This window comes from Pontibacter mangrovi (genome assembly GCF_006385705.1).
Taxonomy (GTDB): domain Bacteria; phylum Bacteroidota; class Bacteroidia; order Cytophagales; family Hymenobacteraceae; genus Pontibacter; species Pontibacter mangrovi.
Genome location: NZ_VFRQ01000005.1, coordinates 68,714 through 88,113 on the forward strand (window position 1 = coordinate 68,714; position 19,400 = coordinate 88,113).

Annotated in this window: 14 protein-coding genes; 5 read left to right on the forward strand and 9 right to left on the reverse strand. The window is 53.1% G+C overall.

The genetic code is table 11. The annotated features are described in order from the left end of the window. Positions 1-80: 80 nt before the first annotated feature. Positions 81-1,394: a hemolysin family protein gene (locus tag FJM65_RS10505; RefSeq protein ID WP_140621481.1), complete on the reverse strand. Its 1,314-nt coding sequence runs from the start codon at positions 1,392-1,394 to the stop codon at positions 81-83. A gap of 413 nt (positions 1,395-1,807) precedes the next feature. Between FJM65_RS10505 and FJM65_RS10510 the strand changes: the two genes are divergently transcribed. Next, positions 1,808-4,039, forward strand: a complete 2,232-nt coding sequence (locus FJM65_RS10510; RefSeq protein WP_140621482.1) for a protein-disulfide reductase DsbD family protein — start codon at positions 1,808-1,810, stop codon at positions 4,037-4,039. 85 nt (positions 4,040-4,124) lie between these two features. Here the strand turns inward: FJM65_RS10510 and FJM65_RS10515 are convergent, their stop codons facing one another. The 5 genes from FJM65_RS10515 to FJM65_RS10535 all read right to left on the reverse strand — a co-directional run bounded on the left by FJM65_RS10515 (position 4,125) and on the right by FJM65_RS10535 (position 9,762). Continuing rightward, positions 4,125-5,408, reverse strand: coding sequence for a DUF3999 domain-containing protein (locus FJM65_RS10515; protein WP_140621483.1), 1,284 nt, complete (start codon positions 5,406-5,408; stop codon positions 4,125-4,127). Next, entirely contained in the window at positions 5,368-7,797 is a 2,430-nt protein-coding gene (locus FJM65_RS10520; protein ID WP_239022923.1) for a DUF2339 domain-containing protein, read from the reverse strand. The genes FJM65_RS10515 and FJM65_RS10520 overlap by 41 nt, the downstream gene beginning before the upstream one ends. Positions 7,798-7,927: 130 nt before the next feature. Beyond that, positions 7,928-8,536 (reverse strand): superoxide dismutase, encoded by a 609-nt coding sequence (locus tag FJM65_RS10525; protein WP_140621484.1) that lies wholly within the window; start codon positions 8,534-8,536, stop codon positions 7,928-7,930. Between the two features lie 76 nt (positions 8,537-8,612). After that, the gene (locus tag FJM65_RS10530) at positions 8,613-9,068 is read right to left on the reverse strand and encodes a nucleoside deaminase (protein ID WP_239022924.1); all 456 of its coding nucleotides are present in this window, start codon (positions 9,066-9,068) and stop codon (positions 8,613-8,615) included. Between the two features lie 139 nt (positions 9,069-9,207). Then, positions 9,208-9,762, reverse strand: coding sequence for a hypothetical protein (locus FJM65_RS10535; RefSeq protein ID WP_140621485.1), 555 nt, complete (start codon positions 9,760-9,762; stop codon positions 9,208-9,210). 245 nt (positions 9,763-10,007) lie between these two features. On the opposite strand from FJM65_RS10535, the gene FJM65_RS10540 reads away from it, so the two are divergent. After that, positions 10,008-10,439: a hypothetical protein gene (locus FJM65_RS10540; RefSeq protein ID WP_140621486.1), complete on the forward strand. Its 432-nt coding sequence runs from the start codon at positions 10,008-10,010 to the stop codon at positions 10,437-10,439. Positions 10,440-10,558: 119 nt separating this feature from the next. Continuing rightward, complete coding sequence (locus FJM65_RS10545; protein WP_140621487.1) at positions 10,559-10,954, forward strand: GtrA family protein; 396 nt, start codon at positions 10,559-10,561, stop codon at positions 10,952-10,954. Between the two features lie 514 nt (positions 10,955-11,468). Here FJM65_RS10545 and FJM65_RS10550 read toward each other — a convergent pair. Next, a complete protein-coding gene (locus FJM65_RS10550; protein WP_140621732.1) occupies positions 11,469-13,100 on the reverse strand; it encodes a glycosyltransferase family 39 protein in 1,632 nt (543 codons plus the stop codon). Between the two features lie 103 nt (positions 13,101-13,203). Between FJM65_RS10550 and FJM65_RS10555 the strand changes: the two genes are divergently transcribed. Together FJM65_RS10555 and aspS are read left to right on the forward strand one after the other, a co-directional pair. Further along, positions 13,204-14,079 (forward strand): glycerophosphodiester phosphodiesterase, encoded by an 876-nt coding sequence (locus tag FJM65_RS10555; protein WP_140621488.1) that lies wholly within the window; start codon positions 13,204-13,206, stop codon positions 14,077-14,079. 75 nt (positions 14,080-14,154) lie between these two features. After that, positions 14,155-15,915 (forward strand): aspartate--tRNA ligase, encoded by a 1,761-nt coding sequence (gene aspS / locus FJM65_RS10560; RefSeq protein WP_140621489.1) that lies wholly within the window; start codon positions 14,155-14,157, stop codon positions 15,913-15,915. 598 nt (positions 15,916-16,513) lie between these two features. On the opposite strand, the gene FJM65_RS10565 is transcribed toward aspS, so the two are convergent. Further along, positions 16,514-17,902: an NADH-quinone oxidoreductase subunit N gene (locus FJM65_RS10565; RefSeq protein WP_140621490.1), complete on the reverse strand. Its 1,389-nt coding sequence runs from the start codon at positions 17,900-17,902 to the stop codon at positions 16,514-16,516. Between the two features lie 40 nt (positions 17,903-17,942). Continuing rightward, positions 17,943-19,394, reverse strand: coding sequence for a complex I subunit 4 family protein (locus FJM65_RS10570; RefSeq protein WP_140621491.1), 1,452 nt, complete (start codon positions 19,392-19,394; stop codon positions 17,943-17,945). Positions 19,395-19,400 lie beyond the last annotated feature (6 nt).

Sequence of the window (19,400 nt, forward strand, 5' to 3'; positions counted from 1 at the left end):
CCTGGCTTGCCTGACCAAAAGATGTTGAGGCGTTGGGTAGAAGCGCGTAAAGCAGCGTGCTTTTACCCAACGACTCCTGCTTAGCTGATCGCCTCCCGCTCCTCCTCGCGCACGGTAAGCAGCACCCAATCTACGCGGCGCTCCGACTTCTCAAGAATGCGGATGTCATACTCGTTCAGCGTTGTGGTCTCGTTCAGGTTATCCGGAATCTGGCCGTATACTACGTTTAACAGGCCACCAACCGTTTCGTAGTCCTCGCCCTCCGGCAGCGGATAAGGCAGAAAGTCGTTGGCGTCGGAGATGGCGGCGGACCCGTTCACTTTATACTCAAAATCGCTGATGCGCTCTACGAGCGGGGCCTCTTCGTCATACTCATCCTGTATCTCGCCCACCAGTTCCTCTATAATATCCTCTATCGTCACAATGCCCGACACACCGCCAAACTCGTCGGTGGCAATAGCCATGTGCATGTGGCGGCGCTGGAACTGCTTCAGCAAAAGGTTGATTTTCTTGGTCTCCGGCACAAAATAGGCAGGGCGCATCAGCTCCTCGATTACGATGGGCTTGCCCAGGCGCATAATGCTGAGGATGTCCTTCACGTACAGGATGCCCACAATGTTATCGGTGTTGCCGCTGTAAACAGGCAGGCGCGAGTAGCCCTCGTTAAAGATCACCTCCATCAGTTCATCCTCCGGAATGTTTATGTCGATGGCAACCATCTTGGTGCGCGGCACCAGGATCTGCTTTACCATGCGCTCGTTAAACTGAAACACATTCTCGATAAGCTCGTGATGCGAGTCCTGGATGGCGCCGCCTTCCACGCTCTGTTCAAACAGCAGGCGCAGCTCTTCGGCGGTGTGCACCTCGGCCCCGTGCATGGGCTGTATGCCCAAGCCGCGCAGCACCATGTTGGCCAGCCCGTTTAGCAGCCATATAAAAGGCCTGAAGAGGATATAAAAGAAGCGGAGCGGATAGGCCACGGCCAGGGCAGTGGACTCAGAGCGCTGAATGGCCAGCGACTTTGGCGCCAGCTCACCGAACACGATGTGCAGCACGGTGATAATGGCGAAGGAGATAGGCAGGGCAATGGTATGGGCCAGCGCCTCGCTTCCCTGAAAACCAAAGGTATGCATCACGTTGATAACCAGTCTGGCCACCACACTCTCGCCAATCCAACCCAAACCCAGCGAGGCCAGCGTAATGCCCAGCTGCGTGGCCGAAAGGTATGCATCGAGGTGGGTGAGCATGTGCTGCGCCAGCTTGGCCATGGCGTTGCCCGCCTGTGCCTTTAGCTCTATCTGCGAGGAGCGCACTTTTACAATGGCAAACTCCGCCGCTACAAAGAAGCCGTTGAGCAGCACAAGGAATATCGTTAAGAGTATGTCGAGGATCATAGTGTCTGTTGGTGCCGTTTGTTTGCGGCAAAGCTGTAAAATTAATAAAATACGGGCTCGTTTTACAGTTGTATATGCCGGATGCACTATATTTTACGACCAAAAGCCGAATTAAGGCTACAAATGGTGATTGTTAAGTAAGTTTACAGGCAGAGGCTGCAGCATTTGGGCCATAGGCAGAAGTTTTTGCCAGGATGGATAAAAAAGAGGCTGCCGTGTGTTATAGTCCAGAAGCGGAGCGGCTGCCATACGGGGAGGGCCAGCCAGCGTTGAGGGTGCAAAACGGGTTGTTTAGCAAACAGCTGCCGGCCGCAAGCATAAATTGCATACTTTTGTAGTGCTTCAGACTAAAACAAGAACCAAAAAATATGTATGGCCGCCATTGTGCCGTATAAAGTATAACTGTTTCATTTATGATAAAAAGCATAAGTCCAAAGCAGCTGCTGGCCACATGGCTGTTGTTTATGATTGCCTTTGTGGCGCAGGCGCAGGTGCTAAAGCCTTCGTCGTGGAGCTACGATGTCTCTAAAAAGGAAGTGGCCGTAGGCGAGGAGGTGGAGCTGATCTTTAACGCCAAGATCGACAAAGACTGGTACCTCTACTCCTCTGACTTCGACCCGGAGCTGGGCCCGATGGTCACCACGTTCACGTTTCAGAAACACCCGTCGTACGAGCTGGTGGGCGACATAAAGCCCGTAAAGCCTAAAAAGAAGTATGACGAGCTGTGGGAAGGCGAGTATACCTACTTTGTGGGCACAGGCCAGTTCCGCCAGAAAATACGCGTGCTGCAGCCCGACCTGCAGGTAAAGGGCACCTATGAGTTTCAGGTATGCTCCGATGCCAGCGGCCAGTGCATTCCCTTCGACGATGAATTTAGCTTTACGAACAAGCAGATAAAAGTAAGCGGAACCGCTGCCCCTGCCGCCAAACCATCTCAGGAAGCACAAACAAAAGTAGCCGCGCAGCCGCAGGCCCAGACACAGCAGCAGCCAGCGCAGCCTGAGGAAAAGATAGCGGCAAGCGAGGTGCCTGACCTGGCCACTGCCGCCGCAGCTGCCGCTGCAGATTCGGATTCTGCCGCAGCCCCCGCTGCCACCGCCTCATCCGGGGCTGATGAAACCCCTGAAACCATTTTGGCCATACCCGATGCCGCCGCGCCAGCCAACGGCAGCGGCGACCTATGGGCGTTTCTGGTGCTGGCCTTCGGCTCTGGCCTGGTGGCGCTACTTACCCCTTGTGTTTTCCCGATGGTGCCCATGACGGTGAGCTTCTTTACCAACAGTGGCGGCAGCAGGGCACAGGGCATCCTGAAAGCGGTTGTTTACGGCCTTTCCATCATCGCCATTTATACTTTGATCGGCACGATCGTGGCCAAGCTTTTCGGGGCTGACGGCGCCAACTTTATCAGCACGCACTGGCTGCCGAACATCCTTTTCTTCGTGATCTTCCTGGTGTTTGCGATGTCGTTTTTCGGGATGTTCGAGATTACGCTGCCAAGCTCCTGGCTTACTAAAGTAGACTCCAAGGCCGACCAGGGAGGCTGGCTCGGCGTGTTCTTCATGGCCTTTACGCTGGCGCTGGTGTCTTTCTCCTGCACCGGCCCGATTGTGGGAAGTATACTGGTAGCTTCCGCTGGCGGCGAGACCATCCGCCCAATTGTAGGCATGTTCGGTTTCTCGCTGGCCTTTGCGCTGCCGTTCACGCTGTTTGCCGTGTTCCCGTCGTGGCTGAGCGGCCTGCCGAAGTCCGGTGGTTGGCTGAACTCCGTGAAGGTGGTGCTGGGCTTTATTGAGCTGGCGCTGGCGCTTAAGTTCCTGAGCGTGGCCGACCAGGTGTACCACTGGGGCATCCTGGACCGCGAAGTATACCTGGCGCTGTGGATCGTGATCTTCACGCTGATGGGCTTTTACCTGCTGGGCAAGCTCAAGTTCTCCCACGACTCCGATTTGAAGCATATCAGCGTGCCGCGCCTGTTCTTCGCCATACTTACTTTTGGTTTTGTAGTATACTTGATCCCAGGCCTGTTCGGGGCGCCGCTGAAGGCGCTGGCTGGTTACCTGCCGCCGCAGTCTACCCAGGATTTTGACCTGAACACCATTGCCCGGCAGGGTGGGGGAGGCACAGCCGTAGTAGCTGCCAATGCAAACGAAAACTGCGAGCCAGCTAAGTATGCCGAGTTCCTGCACCTGCCGCACGGCCTGCAGGGCTACTTCGATCTGGAGCAGGCCAAGAAATGCGCCGCAGAGCAGGGCAAGCCCATCTTTATAGACTTTACCGGCCACGGCTGCGTGAACTGCCGCGAAATGGAGCAGAACGTGTGGTCGGACCCGGAAGTGCTGAAGCGCCTGCAGGAAAACTACGTGATTGCCGCCCTGTACGTAGACGACCGCACCGAGCTGCCTGAGAGCGAGTGGTATACCAGCAGCTACGACGGCAAAGAGAAGAAAACCATCGGCAAGAAGTATGCGGATTACCAGATCACCAAGTTCAACGTGAACGCCCAGCCATACTATGTGCTGATGGATGAGAATGAGAACGTGCTGGTAAAGCCCATCGCCTACGACCTAAACGTGGATAACTTCGTGGAGTTCCTGGATGCCGGCGTGGAGGCTTATAACAAAAAGCAGCAGGTGGCGCAGAAGTAAAAGGACCCTTACGAAGCAAAAGCCCCAGAGCAGTTGTGCTGCTCCGGGGCTTTTGCCTTTTTATGGCTTTGGTGCAACTTTAGCACTATACCCGCTTCTCCCTGTTCATCTCGTTCAGCATCCGCACTGTCATCAGCGCCAGGCCAATTACTACGATGCCTATGGCTAGCCAAATCAGGATTTTGGATGTGGTGGTGCTGCCTTCCTGTTTGCCCGTTTTCTGTAGCGGTTCAGGTGCATTTGTCAGGAGCACAGGCAGGTTAGCGGATATACTATCCTGAAAGTACTGCAGCTCATAGGTTGGGGCGGAGGCCTTCGGATCGCCGAAACGCAAGGTGTAGGCTTGCTCTGGCGATAGATCCGCCACCATGTAGCGGTTGAGCTGCAGCGGCCTTATAGAAGCGATCTCCAGTGGGCGGTTGTCAGCATTTCGGATGATGATGGTAAGTTCCTGTATCTTTTGGCGCGGCAGGTCTACTACAGCCGGTGCGTTGGAGTTAAGTATAAACGGCACTATTTGCTGTTGCCGCTCCCGTTGCTGCCTGCGTTTGCTCCTGCGTCTGTGGGTAGGCTCGGCAGGGTGCATTTGTATATGGCCTTCCCGGAGGTATAACTGCGGTGAGGAAATTGTAAACTCCAGCCGATCAGGATAAACGGGCTGTGCAAAGCGGAGGCGAATGTAGGTGCTCTTGGCTGCGGCGCTGTCTCGGCGGGTAAGTTCCTGCACCGGGATGTCCGTATACTTGCCAGCCTCGGTATGGGTGTCGTAGTAGCCGGCCTGCAGGATGTTGAGCGGTGCGCTGGCGGAGTCGTTGAGTTGCAACCGGAAGTAGCGGTAGTCGCTCAACGGAAAGTCCAGCAGCTTTGCCTCGGCTGTACTCTCATGGTTGTTGATGGCATGCAGTATGTCATGTTCCTTCAGCACATACCAGTCCTTCCGGTTATCACTTCCGCTGAGCTTCACCTCTTTCCGTACATCTGCATTACCTATCAGCAGACTAATATTGTTGATTTTGCGCTTTTCGGGGTTAGAGATGAGCAGTTCTGAGCAGCAGCCTTGCCGGTGTGTATAGCTGAGGATGTCGTAGTTTTTGAACAGGCGCTTATACTGAGCCGGCTGCTCTGCCCGCAGCAGGTAAGGTACCTCCTGGCCACTGGCATCATAAAGCCTCAAGTCAGAGAGGTCTGGGCGCAGCCTACCTATTACTTCGGGGCTGAGCAGTATACTTTGATAGCCGCTCTGCGTAGGGGTAGCCACGGGCGCCTGCCAAGTATACTGCTGTGCATTAGCTACATTATACCATGCAACCAGTATCAGCAACAGCAGGCTACTGATTATCTGTACCAGGTGTCGTGGCAGTGTCATCATCCAATAGTATAACTTTTAATCGCTGGTACATAAACGAAACCGTGAGTAGCAGCACGCCCAGGCAAATGAAAGCGGCAATTTTACCTCCTTCGGATATCCCCCTGATGTCGAATAGGAAGAGCTTCAGCAGCGTGAGGAAGAACAACGACAGCGATACAATGCGCAGCGTCTTGATCTTGCGCTGCATCCCGATCATCATCAGGATGAACGAGCTGATGCCCCAAAGTATTGGGAAGCCGATCTTCCGCACCTGCTTCAGCCAGACGGCAAGGCTATAATCAGGTTTGTAGAACAGCAGTGACACCAGGTTTTCCAGCTCGGCACTTGCTATAAACACTACTACAAAGCTAGCCGACCACAGCGCAATTTTGCCTGCCCGCGAGTTGAAAGTATAACGCTGCGCCACCAAACGGAGCAATTGCGCTACGAGTAGCAGCACCAGCACCAGGGGTAGGTAGTGAAGCATAAAGCTGCTCAACGTTTCGGAGCCGTCTGTTAGGTAAGCGTTGCGGGTACTAACGCTGAGCGGGTACTGCAGCGTGAGGTAAAGTATAACCCCGACGACGGCCAACGCTGCTATACCCTGCTGAACCAGTTGGTTTGATAGCCGCCTGCTCTGGAGCAACAGTAGGAAAAGGTATAAGTAGTTGTATAAACCAATGATAAAGTACTTCGCGGCATAGCTCACGGCCAGACGGTCCAGGGTGTGGCTCAGCTCCTGCAGCAGCACCAGGTACAGCCCCAACACTAGTGCGAAACTAATGATGGAATGGTATACTTCTGCCGGTAGGAACCTAATTAAGATCAGCTCGTGCTCGCGCTGCAGCAGCCACCGCGTAGCTGCCAGGGCTGCTACAGCTACCAAACCGGTTACAAACACTTTGTTCAGCACCATGTTTAGCGGCTCCGACAGCTCGTAGTAGTACAGGTTCCAGTCCATCAGCAAGCTAACAGCCATTAGCCCCATCACCGCTACCGAAGCCACCCGGATCAGTTTTATACCTGACTTCTGCGAGAACCACAGGAGCAGCACCGATTCCAGTGCCCAGAATAAAGTAATGTAATTGCCTTTCAGTTGAACCGGTGCGGTCAGGCTCAGGAAGGTGAGCACCAGCCCGATGAGCAGGTACACCAGATTGCGGTCTGCTTTTTGGTTGCGGTAAAGCAGGAAAGCAAAGACAAAGTTGAACACTGCTATGATCAGGGTGAACAAGCCCTGGTAGTTACCACCCGCTATATACTGCAGCACATACATGCCGGCCGAGTAATACAGGAAGGTGTTGCTAAGCAGGATCATGATCTCAGGAGCCGTAAAGTGCCGCCTTTCTTTAATGTTGTTGATGATGTTCATAGCGAAGAACACCAGGTAAAACAGGGTCGCAAAAATAAGTGCGCCTGCATAAGGTGGGTTGTTGGGTGTATCCACTACGCGCGTTGTAAGCCAGCCGCCATAGAGTATGATGGTGAAGACGTAAGCAATGGTATTGAGCAGGCTCCACTTCTTAAAGTAAGCCAGCACCAGTATACCCAGGTTCAGGATAAGGATGAACACGAAGAGCACGATATAGTTGCCCTCCCCAGAGCTCGCCATAAAAGGGCTGGCAAAGCCACCCACCAGTGCCAGCATCGCCAGCTCCATGCGGTTGTAGGCAATGGACAGCAGAATGGTGAAACCGGTTATACCAACCATCAGGAGAAAAGCCACAGTTTGGCTAAAGAGCTGATATTCGTGGAAGGCAATAGCAATGGTAAAGTATAAAACAGCCATGCCACCGCCTACCATCACCGAGCTGAAGGCCTGGTAGGTTTTCCGGAGCCGGTGCGCAAGGCCCAGCAGTGCTCCGCCGGCCAGGATGCCTATCGCCACCCGGCCTATCTCGTTTATCCAATCCTGATCTATGGCATATTTTACAAAAAAGCCAATACCCAGCACCAGGATAGCAATGCCCAGCTTGTTGATCAGGTTTTCCCCAATAAATTTCTCCCAGTCGAGATTCTCGCGGAATTTATCGAAAATGGATGGCTTTGGCAGTGGACGGGGAGCTTCTGTAAAAGCTGCCGTGGTAACCGGCGTTGGCTGCTCCAGCGGCTGCGGCCTTGGTACCGGTTGGTATAGAGGCTCCGGCTCGGGGGCTGGCGTAACAGGAGGAGGGGTTATGGCTGTTGGCGGTACAACCGGTGTTACCCTTTCTTGCTGTTCTTTTACCGGCTCCGGCGCGGCTGCCTCCGGTGCCGGCTGTGCAGCACGCTTTTCCAGCTGGTCGCGGATGTCCAGCAGTTCTCTTCGGATCTCGTGCAGTTCCTGCCCGTTATCTTCCAGCTTGCCGATGAGCTGTTTCGATACCCATATTATCAACAAAAAAAGAAAGAACAGGAGAGTCAATTCCATAAAGAGATGCGGTTATTTCATCTCTATATTAAAAGTTTTTCTGTTCAATGTAAAACGCATCTGATGACAGGTAAACAAAAAGAGCTCTCCTGTTGCAGAAGAGCTCTTTTTATATTGTAAGATCTATATCTTACTTCGCTTCGTTGTAGCGCTTGGTTACCTCATCCCAGTTCACCACGTTCCAGAAGGCGTTGATGTAGTCCGGGCGGCGGTTCTGGTAGTGCAGGTAGTACGCGTGCTCCCAAACGTCCAGGCCCAGGATTGGCTGGCCACCGCAACCTTCCGCGAACGACATCAGCGTGTTGTCCTGGTTAGGCGTAGAGCAGATCTCCAGCTTGCCGCCTTTTACGCACAGCCAGGCCCAGCCAGAGCCGAAACGCGTAGCCGCAGCCGTGTTGAATTTCTCCTTAAACTGGTCGAATGAGCCAAAGGCAGAGTTGATGGCATCTGCCAGTTCGCCTGATGGCTGGCCGCCACCGTTCGGAGAAAGGATGGTCCAGAACAGGTTGTGGTTGTAATAACCGCCACCGTTGTTGCGCACGGCCTTGTTGTCTTCTTTCACGCTGCGCATGATCTCCTCGATAGACTTGCCTTCCAGGTCTGTGCCCGCAATGGCCTTGTTCAGGTTATCGGTGTAGGCCTGGTGATGTTTTGTATGGTGGATCTCCATGGTGCGCGCGTCGATGTGCGGCTCCAGTGCGTCGTAGGCATAAGGTAGTTTCGGAAGTTCGAAAGCCATAGTTTTATATAGATTTATGTTAGAAATATTTTACTTGTACATACAATGGAGATGTACGGCATCCCTCCAAAGTTAGTTAATTTCTTTTAGCCGCAAAGAAAGAGGCCATCAGGTCGGCGCACTCCTGCGCCATAATGCCGCTCACCATTTCAGTTTTGGGGTGTAGCAGATTCCCTACTCTTCTATAACCGCGCTTTGGCTCAGATGTTCCGAACACCACCCGCTTTAGCTGTGCCCAGTAGCTGGCGCCGGCGCACATCACGCAAGGCTCCACGGTTACGTAGAGGGTGCAGTCGTGCAGGTACTTGTTGCCAAGGTATTCTGAGGCGGCGGTCAGGGCCAGCATCTCGGCGTGTGCGGTTACGTCGTTCAGCTTCTCGGTCTGGTTATAGGCTTTGGCTATAATGCGGTTATTGGCCACCACCACTGCCCCAATCGGAATCTCGCCCTCCTCGTAGGCATACTGCGCCTGCAAGTATGCCTGCTGCATAAAATGCTCATCGCTGTGGATGGATAAAAAATCTGTTGCCATATAGTAAAGATGGGCACATCAGGGGTAAAATACAAGTATGGCTCGGGCGGGAAAGCCACATTTGCAGAGGCGCAGGCATAAAAAAAAGCCCCTCCAAAAAGGAGAGGCCTTAACGTAGTAGATAGTTAGGTAGTAGTTGTTATTTTATCTGCACAGAGCCCATCACCTGGCGGGCTGTCTCCTGCCAGTCATTTTTCATACTAAAAGGCACGTGCAGTGTAAAGATATACAGCTGGTTGTCTTTGATCGTATACTGCACGAGGCTGTACTTCTGCACCGGGGCCAGCATGGAGCCTCCCCGTTCGTCGGCCAGCGTGCTCACAAACTCAAAAACCAGGAAATCCCGGCCCTTCACCTGACTTACCTCCTGGCGTATAAAATCTACCTTGGTGAAGGTCTCCAGCAGGTTTGCCTTGTAAAACTCACGCAGCATCTTCAGGTCCTCTGCTTTAAACTGCGAGGGTTTTTGCGTTACGCTAAAGTCTATCTGGCCGTTCGGGCTGGTAAACACGGCCAGCGGGCGGGTGGCGGCAGGGTACTTACGGGCAATGCCGTCGTCGGGCATCGGCATAAAATCCTGCGGCAGCAGCACGCTCACTTCTTTGCTAATCTGGGTCTTCTTCAGTTTAGATTGGGCAAAGGTGGCTCCGGCTATCAGAATAATGGCTAAAAAGGCAAGGTATCGCATGTTCATAGAGTATGTTGGGGCAAAGCTATTAAATAATCAGGAAAAGGGATGTGCAGTTATAGTGCAATAATTTTGCCAGAAACGCTCAGCGGGTAAAGCTTTTTGGCTTGTGCGGCAGCCTACATCCTTGTGCAGGCGTTTGCGTTAACGTGTAAAAGAGAGCAGGCGGCAGTAGTATAAAAGTATAAGTATACTTGGCTGGCGGCTGCGCTGATAGCAGATCACTATAAACTAACACAAAGTATAAAGCTATGATCGAAAACCTGATAAATAACCTGAAAGGGCAGCTGACCGGCGAGTTGCAAAATAAATTTAACCTGCAGCCTGATACGGCCAACAAATCGGTGGACCTGGCCAAGGATAACGTGGTGAATGAGCTAAAAACGCGGGCGGGCAGCGGCGACATGGGCGGCTTAATGGACGTGTTCAGGGGCAACAAGGCCCCCGCAGACAGCAGTGCCGGCAACAGCATCATCCACAAGTATGTGGGCGACCTTACCTCCAAACTGGGCATTCCGGAGAGCGTGGCGAAGCAGGTGGCGCCTTTTGCCATCAACTTTATTATGCAGAAGATAGGCGGGCAAGCGGCCAGCGGTAACCTGAGCGAAGGCGACTTGCTAGGCGGCTTATTGGGCGGCGGCCTGAAAGACAAGCTTGGCAAGGGACTGGGAGGTTTGTTTTAAAAGCGCTCCATACTTAAAACACAAGAAGCCATGCCTGCGGGTATGGCTTTCTTTGTTTAGCTGGGTTGGTAACCAGCGGCAAGTCTGTTACTTTTGCAGCGCTACCAAGTATAAGCTGGATGTCGGAGAGTGTACAGAGCCTTTTTTTTAAGTTTTTTAAGTTCGGCGTGGTGGGCTTTTCGGGCCTGGTGCTGGACTTTGGCCTGACATTTCTGGCGAAGGAGCGCCTTGGTTGGAACAAGTATGTGGCCAACAGCCTGGGCTTTCTGGTAGCCAGCGCCAGCAACTTTTACCTCAACCGCATCTGGACCTTCCACAGCGCCGACCCGGAGATAGGCTGGCAATACTCTAAGTTTCTGGCCGCTGCCGTCGTGGGCCTGCTCCTGAACAACCTGATCATTTACCTGCTCACCAACCGCGCCAACCTCAACTTCTATGTGGCCAAGTTCTGCGCCATCGTGCTGGTCTTCTTCTGGAATTTCTTAATAAACTACCTGTATACTTTTACCCGGTAGTTGGTCGGATTTGGCTGAAGTATAAGTTTCATGGCCGCAGGTACCATCAGAAGTGTAAACCCACCCCTAAGAGCTGCGCTCGCTAGCTCAAAACTCTCGTTTTGGCTAGTCCAGAGGAGGGGGAATTTACCTCACCCCAGCCCTCTCCTAAAAACAGGAGAGGGAGCCCGGTTCAAGCTCCGTCAGCCATGGCTATCGAAATGATTCCCAGTCTTTCCGTGGGGGTAGGGGCCCTCGAAAAAGAGCGCCTTCTAGATTTCCGGTGCCGCAGGCATTGCGACGTCTGGAGCAAAGGAAATGTAGACAGCGCGATGCGGGAAGACGAGGCCTCCCGGCCTTGAGGGCACCAAAGTATGAGATGCAACGATAGGTAGGTATGACTGAGGATGAACGGTAGCTAGAAAGGATAGCTTGGTTCAAGACGCAGGAAGCGGCGCTATAGAGGCACAAGCGGACGCTTGCGCCAGAAGGTGCCAGGAAAGTATGAAAATACAAACAGACGCTTACTAAATAACTACCTCACCTCATAAATCTGCACGTGCTCGTCTTTGTGCACGCGTGGGTTCAGCAGGTGCAGGAGCTGGTCGTATAGCGAAGGGTTGATGGTGTGGTTGAGGCGCAGGTTGGGGAACACCTGGTGCAGGCGGGCCATCCGCTCTTCCATGTCATCGGTGCCCACTACCACAACAAAATCGGGCTTATAGGCAGTGGTGCCAATCTCCTGCTGCAGGTCTTGCGGGGTCTTGTCCTCGTTCAGCGTATAGGCCATTACAAAGTTCTCCGGCAGCTGTTTCTGGCCCTGCAGGTACTCCTCCCACACCATGTCTTCATCGGTAATATAATGGTCGTACACCACAGCCGGGCGGCCCAGGTAAAAGAGCGGCGCCTTTTTTACGCTGTGGTTGCCAAACTCCAGCACCACGCTGTCAAAGCCTTTTTGGTCGGATAAGTATACCAGCGGCGCCACGCGGCTTTTTTTAGTATAAGTAAGCGCCATGCCAACAGTAGCCAGCAGGTTCAGTACCCAAAAGAAGCCCCAGCAATAGGCCAAAAGGGTGCGGCGGCGCTGCCAGAAACCGGAGCTGCGCACAAATTGCTGCCAACCTATCACGCCTAATAGCATCACCAGCGGCAACAGCGGAAGTATAAACCGCTCCTGCTTGTTCGGGAACAGCGAGTGCGCCACAAAAAACACCAGCCCGCCCCAGAATAGCTTGGGCGCTAGCCGGGCAGTGCGGGCATAGCCAACTATAAGGAAAGCGCTTATGGGCGGCACCAGAAAGCCAAGTATGGTCAGGGCGAAACGGTAAACCGGGCCTGTGCTGTAGTTATGCGCGTTCTCGGTGTTAAACAGAAAGTAGGCTACAATGGAGTGAAAGGGGTAATCAAAGAAGATGATGTCGATGGTGCCCTGCACGAGAAAAGCCGTAACCAGAAAGCCGAGCAGCACCGCCACAGCCTCGCGCCACTGCCGCTGAAACAGCAGCACCAGGCCGGCCCCAGCGCCAAAAAGAACCGTATGGTACCGGAAAACAAAGGCCAGCGCAAACAAAGCACCTGCCCAGAAGTATGGCAAGACCCGCTTCCGGCCCTCCTGATCCTCCCGCACCATCAGGTAAAAAGCGGCCATGTACGGCGGGATGCACACCATCTCCACCAGGTTGCGCACGCTCATGAACGGCATAAACCACACCAGCGCCAGCATCAGCCCCACCAGGCGCGCATTGGCCCGGTTAGAGAGCCGCTCCGTAAGCTTATAGCCAAAGTATACCACCAGCAGCGAGTACAGCGCGTGCAGCACACGCACCACCGTCATCTTCACCTCCGGGCTAAATATGCCCATGGCCTCCAGCACATAAAACAAGCCGTAGTGCAGCAGCACGTACACCATGCTGTGGCGGGGCGGCATAGGCTCATTCAGCCACAGCGGAAAGCCGTCCAGCCAGCCCTGCGCAATCGTGATCACATCAAAATGGTCGTCGCTGAAGGCAAAGCCCTTCGAGAAAAAGGCTGCCAGCAAACGTATGGCCAGGGCAATGATGAGAACCGTGGAAAGCGGGATAAGGTAACGCTCCTGTGGCTGGCCCAGCGTGGCCGCGTCGGCGGTAAAGGCCTTTGCTACAGATGTTTTGGTGGAGTTTGGCATGCGGGTGTACTTGTGCGGCTGCAAATTTAACTGTAATTATAACGATTCTGTATTACCTTCGCTTTTTAATCTGATATTTTAAGAATTGGCGCATCTACACCAAATGTCTAAGCGGCAGGTGCCGCAAAAGCTAAAGCTGTTTATATTGGCCTTCGTGCTGTTGGCGCTGGCCATCGGCGCCTGGCTGATGTACCGCCACGAGGAGGTGAAGTACAAAGATGTGCTGGTGCTGGGGCATGCCGGCTCAGGCTTTTTCTCCCCGATAAACCCCTTTAACCCGCTGCCTGCCAATAGTATGGCTTCTATTGTAAAGGCCCTGGAAGATAACGGCGCCGATGGGATAGAGGTGGATGTGCAGCTGACGCAGGACGGCGTTGCCGTGCTGTACCACGATAACTTTCTGCAGAGCATGACCACGGCCGAAGGGCATATAGAGGAGCATCCGGCCGCTGCCGTTGTGGGTCTGAAGTATGACGGGGGCTTTTTCTACAACCTGTTTCAGGAGGAGCAGGTAATTACCCTGGAGGCGCTGCTGCAGTATCTTGCAACCTTCCCCGAAGCACCCTACCTGCACCTGGACCTGCGCAACTACACGCCAGAGCGGCACAGCTATTATGCCCGTACGCTCCTGGCGCTGCTGCGTAAGTATAACTATCCGCTGGATAAAATGGTATTTATCTCTCAGAACACCGACTTTTTATTGGCCTTCCGTAACGTAGAGCCCAAGGCAATACTGATGCTGGACGCCGGGGGCGACTTTGAGCAAACGCTGACAGAGGCAGCCAAGTATAAACTAAACGGCATCTGCGCGAACGGTGGCAACGTAACTGGCGCACAGGTAGCCGAGGCTAAACAGCAGGGCCTGCAGGTGGTACTGTTTGGAGGCAAATCGCCGTCGCGGGTATCAAAAATGATAAACATGCGCCCTGATGCCATACAGGTAAACAACGTGGCTGCCATGCGTGGAATGCTGCCGTAACACTTTTGCATCAGATAAAGCAAACCAGCGGTAAGATTATTACATTTGCATAAAACTATACAAGTAGACTATACTATGTTCCGAACACATACTTGCGGCGAGCTTCGCCTGGATAACGTTGGCGAAGAGGTAATATTAGCAGGCTGGGTACAGCGCGTGCGCGACAAAGGCGGCATGCTTTGGGTAGACCTGCGCGATCGCTACGGCATCACCCAACTGACCATGGAAGAAGGGCTTACGCCTGCCGGAATTATGGAGCAGGCCCGAAGCCTGGGGCGCGAGTATGTAGTTAAAGTTGTGGGCAGGGTAGTGGAGCGCTACTCTAAAAACGATAAGATACCGACCGGCGATGTGGAGCTGCACGTTTCCAAGCTCGTGGTGCTGAACCCGGCCAAGCTGCCGCCCTTCCTGATAGAGGACGAGACCGACGGCGGTGATGACCTGCGCATGAAGTACCGCTACCTGGACCTGCGCCGTGCGCCGGTGCGCCACAACCTGGAGCTGCGCCACCGCATGATGCGCGCCACCCGCGATTACCTGGACAACCGCCGCTTTATCGAGGTGGAAACGCCGTACCTGATCAAGTCTACGCCAGAGGGTGCCCGCGACTTTGTGGTGCCGAGCCGCATGAACCCAGGTGAGTTTTACGCCCTTCCGCAGTCGCCGCAGACGTTTAAGCAGCTGCTGATGGTGGCCGGCTTCGACAAGTATTTCCAGATCGTGAAGTGCTTCCGCGATGAGGACCTGCGGGCCGACCGCCAGCCAGAGTTCACTCAGATCGACTGCGAGATGTCTTTCGTGAGCCAGGAGGATATCCTGCGCACCTTTGAGGGCTTCATCAAATACCTTTTCGAGAAAGTGAAAGGCGTTAAGATAGACAAGCTGCCACGCATGACCTATGCCGACGCCATGAAGTTCTATGGCTCTGATAAGCCCGATATTCGCTTCGACATGCGCTTTGTGGAGCTGAACCCGCTGGTGAAGCACAAAGGCTTTAAAGTGTTCGACGATGCCGAACTGGTGGTAGGCATTTGTGCCGAAGGCGCTGCCAGCTATACCCGCAAGCAGCTGGACGAGCTGACAGACTTTGTGAAGCGTCCGCAGATTGGCGCTACGGGCCTGGTATATGCCCGCGTAAACGAAGATGGAAGTATAAAATCATCTGTAGATAAGTTTTACACAGCAGAAGACCTGCAGGCCTGGGCCGCTGCCTTTAACGCCAAGCCCGGCGACCTTATACTTATACTTGCCGGTGATGCCGACAGAACCCGCAAAGCGCTGAACGAGCTGCGCCTGGAAATGGGCACTCGCCTTGGCCTGCGTAACAAAGAAGTTTTTGCGCCGCTGTGGGTGGTAGACTTTCCGTTGCTGGAGTGGGATGAGGACACCAAGCGCTACCACGCCATGCACCATCCGTTCACCTCGCCTAAGCCGGAAGACATCGAGCTGATCGATGACCGCCCGGGCGACATCCGCGCCAATGCCTACGACATGGTGATTAACGGTGTGGAAGTGGGAGGAGGCTCTATCCGTATCCACGACCGCCGCCTGCAAGAGCAGATGTTCCGCTTACTTGGCTTCTCTAAGGCTGAGGCTGAGGCGCAGTTTGGCTTCCTGATGAGTGCGTTTGAGTATGGTGCGCCACCGCACGGAGGCATTGCCTTCGGCTTCGACCGTTTGTGCTCGCTCTTCGGCGGCTCCGATTCCATCCGAGACTATATCGCCTTCCCGAAGAACAATGCCGGCCGTGATGTGATGATTGACGCACCAGCCCCAATTGCGCAGGAGCAGCTCGACGAATTACACATAAACATGAAAAACCTGCCGCATAGGTAACAGTCGTTTTTCCACAGCATCTAACAAGGCCCGCCGCTGATCTCAGTGGCGGGCCTTTTGCTTTATCCCCAATTCATACTTTTAAGTGTGGATATTGTGGATAACCGTGTGGATTCAGGTTTGAAATCAGCCTTTATCCACCATTAATGCTTACAAATGCTATAGCACTGTGGATATGTGGATAACTGCTGTGGATAGGCGTTGGTGTAAAGGATAAGCTGCAGTATACATAATCTATACTTTGGTGTGTAACTTCAGCTTTAGTGGTCGCTCTGCCAGCTATAGTATAAGGAGCGGAAGCAGCTTATAAGTTCGAGCCGGTAAAGTATGGATTGTCTACTGTCTCTGTTTCTATTGCAGTAGCTCCCGGCGAATGGCTTTTAAACCTGTCTTTACTCATACTTCAGCATACGTCACACCATACTTTACCTTACATGAACGAAGTTGATACTTGCCTTTAATTCATTCATCCCAAACTGGTGCAGCTGTTGATAGTTCTCTTCGTGTATAAGTTGATACGTTTGCCTTGCAACGTGTAATAAAAAAAGAGGCTGCCTCGCTAAAGGCAGCCTCTTCTCTATAAGTATGGGCTATTTTTCTAGATCAGTCCGCTAACCAGCGCAGGGGCTGTGCCTAGCAGAATTGTCAGGGCAGTAATCAGGATAAGCGTGAACGAAGCAAGACTGCTTACCTCCACTACCTCCTGGTTTGCGGCAGGCTGCATGTACATCGCAATCACTACCTTGAAGTAGTAGTAAATGCCAACAGCGGCAAGTATAACTGCCAGCACCACCAGCCACAGCATATTCGGGTTCTGCAGCAGCGCAGAGAACACGAAGAACTTACCGAAGAAACCGGCTGTAAGCGGTATACCCGCCAACGACAGCATGGAAACCGTCATGGCGAAGGCCAGCAGCGGATTGGTTCTGCCAAGCCCGTTAAAGGCCTCATATGTGGCATTACCGCGGTTATCCTGTACCATCTTCAGTACGCCAAAGGCAGCAATTGTAGCAGTAGCGTAGGCAGCAGAGTAAAACAGTATGGCAGTGTCTGATTGTTGGTTAAAGGCAACCAGCGCCATCAGCAGGTATCCTGCATGCGAGATACTGGAGTAGGCCATCATGCGCTTAAAGCTGGTCTGTATAACAGCGCCCACGTTTCCTATCACCAGCGTCAGCACGGTAATGGCCACCAGCGTTGGGAACCAGGTAGTATAAGAAGCGGCAAAGGCGGCTTCCATCAGCTTGTAAAAAGCAGCCACACCGGCCGTTTTCACTACTGTAGACATAAAGGCCGTGAAGAGGGTAGGAGTACCTTCATACACATCCGGTGCCCAGAAGTGGAACGGTGCCGCAGAAATCTTAAAGGAAATACCGATGATCAGGACCAGGATGCCTAGCGTGAGCATTGTGTTGGAAAGGCCATCGGCGTTAAGCTGCGCCTGGGCTGCAGCAATTTCTGTGATGTTAAATGTGCTTGTGCCACCATAGATCATGACGATGCCAAACAGCATGATGCCTGTAAAGAACGAGCCCATCAGGAAGTACTTCAGGGCTGCCTCGTTAGAGCGCAGGCTTGTTTTGTCGCTGCCGGCCAGCACATACATCGCTATCGAAAGAATCTCAACACCAATGAACAGCATGATCAGGTTCTCGTAGCTTACCATCATAACGGCACCTACCAGCGAGAACAGCAGCAAGGAGTAATACTCTGCCAGGTTAGCGTCGTTTCGGGCTATGTAGCGCTGCGAGAAAGGCAACAACAGCAAAGTTGTCAATGTCATGATGCCCGTAAAAGCCACCGCATAGTTGTCGATGGTGAGCATGTTGTGGAAGTAGCTCTGCGTGTTGTTCCAGTCCATCAGGTTAATGGCAAACACCACGGCCAGAAAAATCAACACTAGCGGCAGCAGCACCTTCTTAGACTTGGCAAAGCCTACAAAAAGGTTAATGATACCGAAAACAGATAGAAGTATGATCGAGGTCATGTCGTCGTATTTCTCTAAAACTCTTTATTCACTTTACCGCCTAGCGCTTAATAATGCTCAGCAGGTTATTAACGGCAGGCTCGGAGATGTCCAGGAACGTGTTCGGGAACAAGCCGATCCAGAATACCATCACCACCAGCGGAATGAGCACGGCTTTCTCGTTCATTGTCAGGTCAGAGAAGGCCTCCGTTAACTCAGACTTCGTTCCGAACATAACGCCCTGGAACATGCGCAGCATGTACACCGCACCAAGTATGATGGTGAGGCCGGCGATGCCGCCAAACCAGGCATTGTACTGGAAAACACCAGACAGCAGCAGGAATTCGCCCACGAATCCGTTTGTCAGTGGTAGCGCCACAGAACCCAGCAGCAGAATCATGAAGAAGATAGAAAGTGCCTTGGCATTTTGTGTAATACCGCCCAGGCTGGTAATATCTCTTGTGTTGGTTCTGCTAAAGATGATATCGATGATGAAGAACAGGCCGACTACGTTAATACCGTGGCTCAGCATCTGGATAACGCCACCCTGCAGGCCTTGCTCGTTCAGGGTAAATATACCCGCCGCAATCAGGCCAACGTGCGCGATGGAAGAATAAGCGATCAGGCGCTTGAGGTCGCGCTGGCGGATGGCGATAACAGAGGCGTACACGATACCGATGATAGAGAGCACCAGCACCACTTCATCCCATTGGCTAACACCGAAAGGCACCACCGGCAACAACCAGCGCAGCACCCCGTAAATACCCATCTTCAGCATAATACCCGAAAGCAGCATGGTAGCCTGCGCCGGCGACTCCGTATAGGTATCAGGTTGCCAGGTATGGAACGGGAACACTGGCATTTTGATTGCGAAGGCGATGAACAGGAACCAGAAGATCCAGCTCTGCGACTCGCTGGCCAGCGACAGCTGATAAAAAGCGTTGATATCGGAAGAGTGGGTGCCAGGCGTTTGTAAGTATAAGTATACAAAAGCGGCCAGCATAAACAGCGAACCGAAGATGGTATACACAAAGAACTTAAACGTTACCCGGATTCTGTTGGCACCGCCCCAAACGGCAGCAATGAAGTAGATCGGAATCAGCGCCACTTCCCACATAAAGTAGAACAGGAAGGCATCCATGGCCACAAACACGCCGATCAGGCCGGTTTGCATGAACAGGATGAGCGCGTAAAAGGCGTTCGGGTTCTTATACTCGTGCTTGTAGGCTGAAAGTATGATCAGCGGGATCAGGAAAGTGGTCAGCAGTACCATCAGCAGGCTAATGCCGTCCATGCCGATGCTAAAGCTGATGCCTGCGCTTTCGATCCAGGGGAAACTAAGGGCGAGCTGGGTAGCACCGCTTTGGGTGTCGAACGTAGAGAGGGCGAACAGTGACAACGCAAACTCCACGAGCGCTGCTACAAAAGCCACTTTCTTGGCACCCTGTCCTTTAATCAGCAGCACCAGAAGTGCGGCTAGGGCAGGCCAGAAAAGTAATAGAGCTGTAATCATCTTCTA

What these genes read in the sequence shown, in the direction of transcription:
- FJM65_RS10530 (WP_239022924.1), bottom strand. Translation starts at nt 9,068, where the DNA reads ATGGCAACAGATTTTTTATCCATCCACAGCGATGAGCATTTTATGCAG.
- FJM65_RS10535 (WP_140621485.1), bottom strand. Translation starts at nt 9,762, where the DNA reads ATGAACATGCGATACCTTGCCTTTTTAGCCATTATTCTGATAGCCGGA.
- FJM65_RS10545 (WP_140621487.1), top strand. Translation starts at nt 10,559, where the DNA reads ATGTCGGAGAGTGTACAGAGCCTTTTTTTTAAGTTTTTTAAGTTCGGC.
- FJM65_RS10510 (WP_140621482.1), top strand. Translation starts at nt 1,808, where the DNA reads ATGATAAAAAGCATAAGTCCAAAGCAGCTGCTGGCCACATGGCTGTTG.
- aspS (WP_140621489.1), top strand. Translation starts at nt 14,155, where the DNA reads ATGTTCCGAACACATACTTGCGGCGAGCTTCGCCTGGATAACGTTGGC.
- FJM65_RS10525 (WP_140621484.1), bottom strand. Translation starts at nt 8,536, where the DNA reads ATGGCTTTCGAACTTCCGAAACTACCTTATGCCTACGACGCACTGGAG.
- FJM65_RS10565 (WP_140621490.1), bottom strand. Translation starts at nt 17,902, where the DNA reads ATGACCTCGATCATACTTCTATCTGTTTTCGGTATCATTAACCTTTTT.
- FJM65_RS10570 (WP_140621491.1), bottom strand. Translation starts at nt 19,394, where the DNA reads ATGATTACAGCTCTATTACTTTTCTGGCCTGCCCTAGCCGCACTTCTG.
- FJM65_RS10540 (WP_140621486.1), top strand. Translation starts at nt 10,008, where the DNA reads ATGATCGAAAACCTGATAAATAACCTGAAAGGGCAGCTGACCGGCGAG.
- FJM65_RS10550 (WP_140621732.1), bottom strand. Translation starts at nt 13,100, where the DNA reads ATGCCAAACTCCACCAAAACATCTGTAGCAAAGGCCTTTACCGCCGAC.
- FJM65_RS10505 (WP_140621481.1), bottom strand. Translation starts at nt 1,394, where the DNA reads ATGATCCTCGACATACTCTTAACGATATTCCTTGTGCTGCTCAACGGC.
- FJM65_RS10520 (WP_239022923.1), bottom strand. Translation starts at nt 7,797, where the DNA reads ATGGAATTGACTCTCCTGTTCTTTCTTTTTTTGTTGATAATATGGGTA.
- FJM65_RS10555 (WP_140621488.1), top strand. Translation starts at nt 13,204, where the DNA reads ATGTCTAAGCGGCAGGTGCCGCAAAAGCTAAAGCTGTTTATATTGGCC.
- FJM65_RS10515 (WP_140621483.1), bottom strand. Translation starts at nt 5,408, where the DNA reads ATGATGACACTGCCACGACACCTGGTACAGATAATCAGTAGCCTGCTG.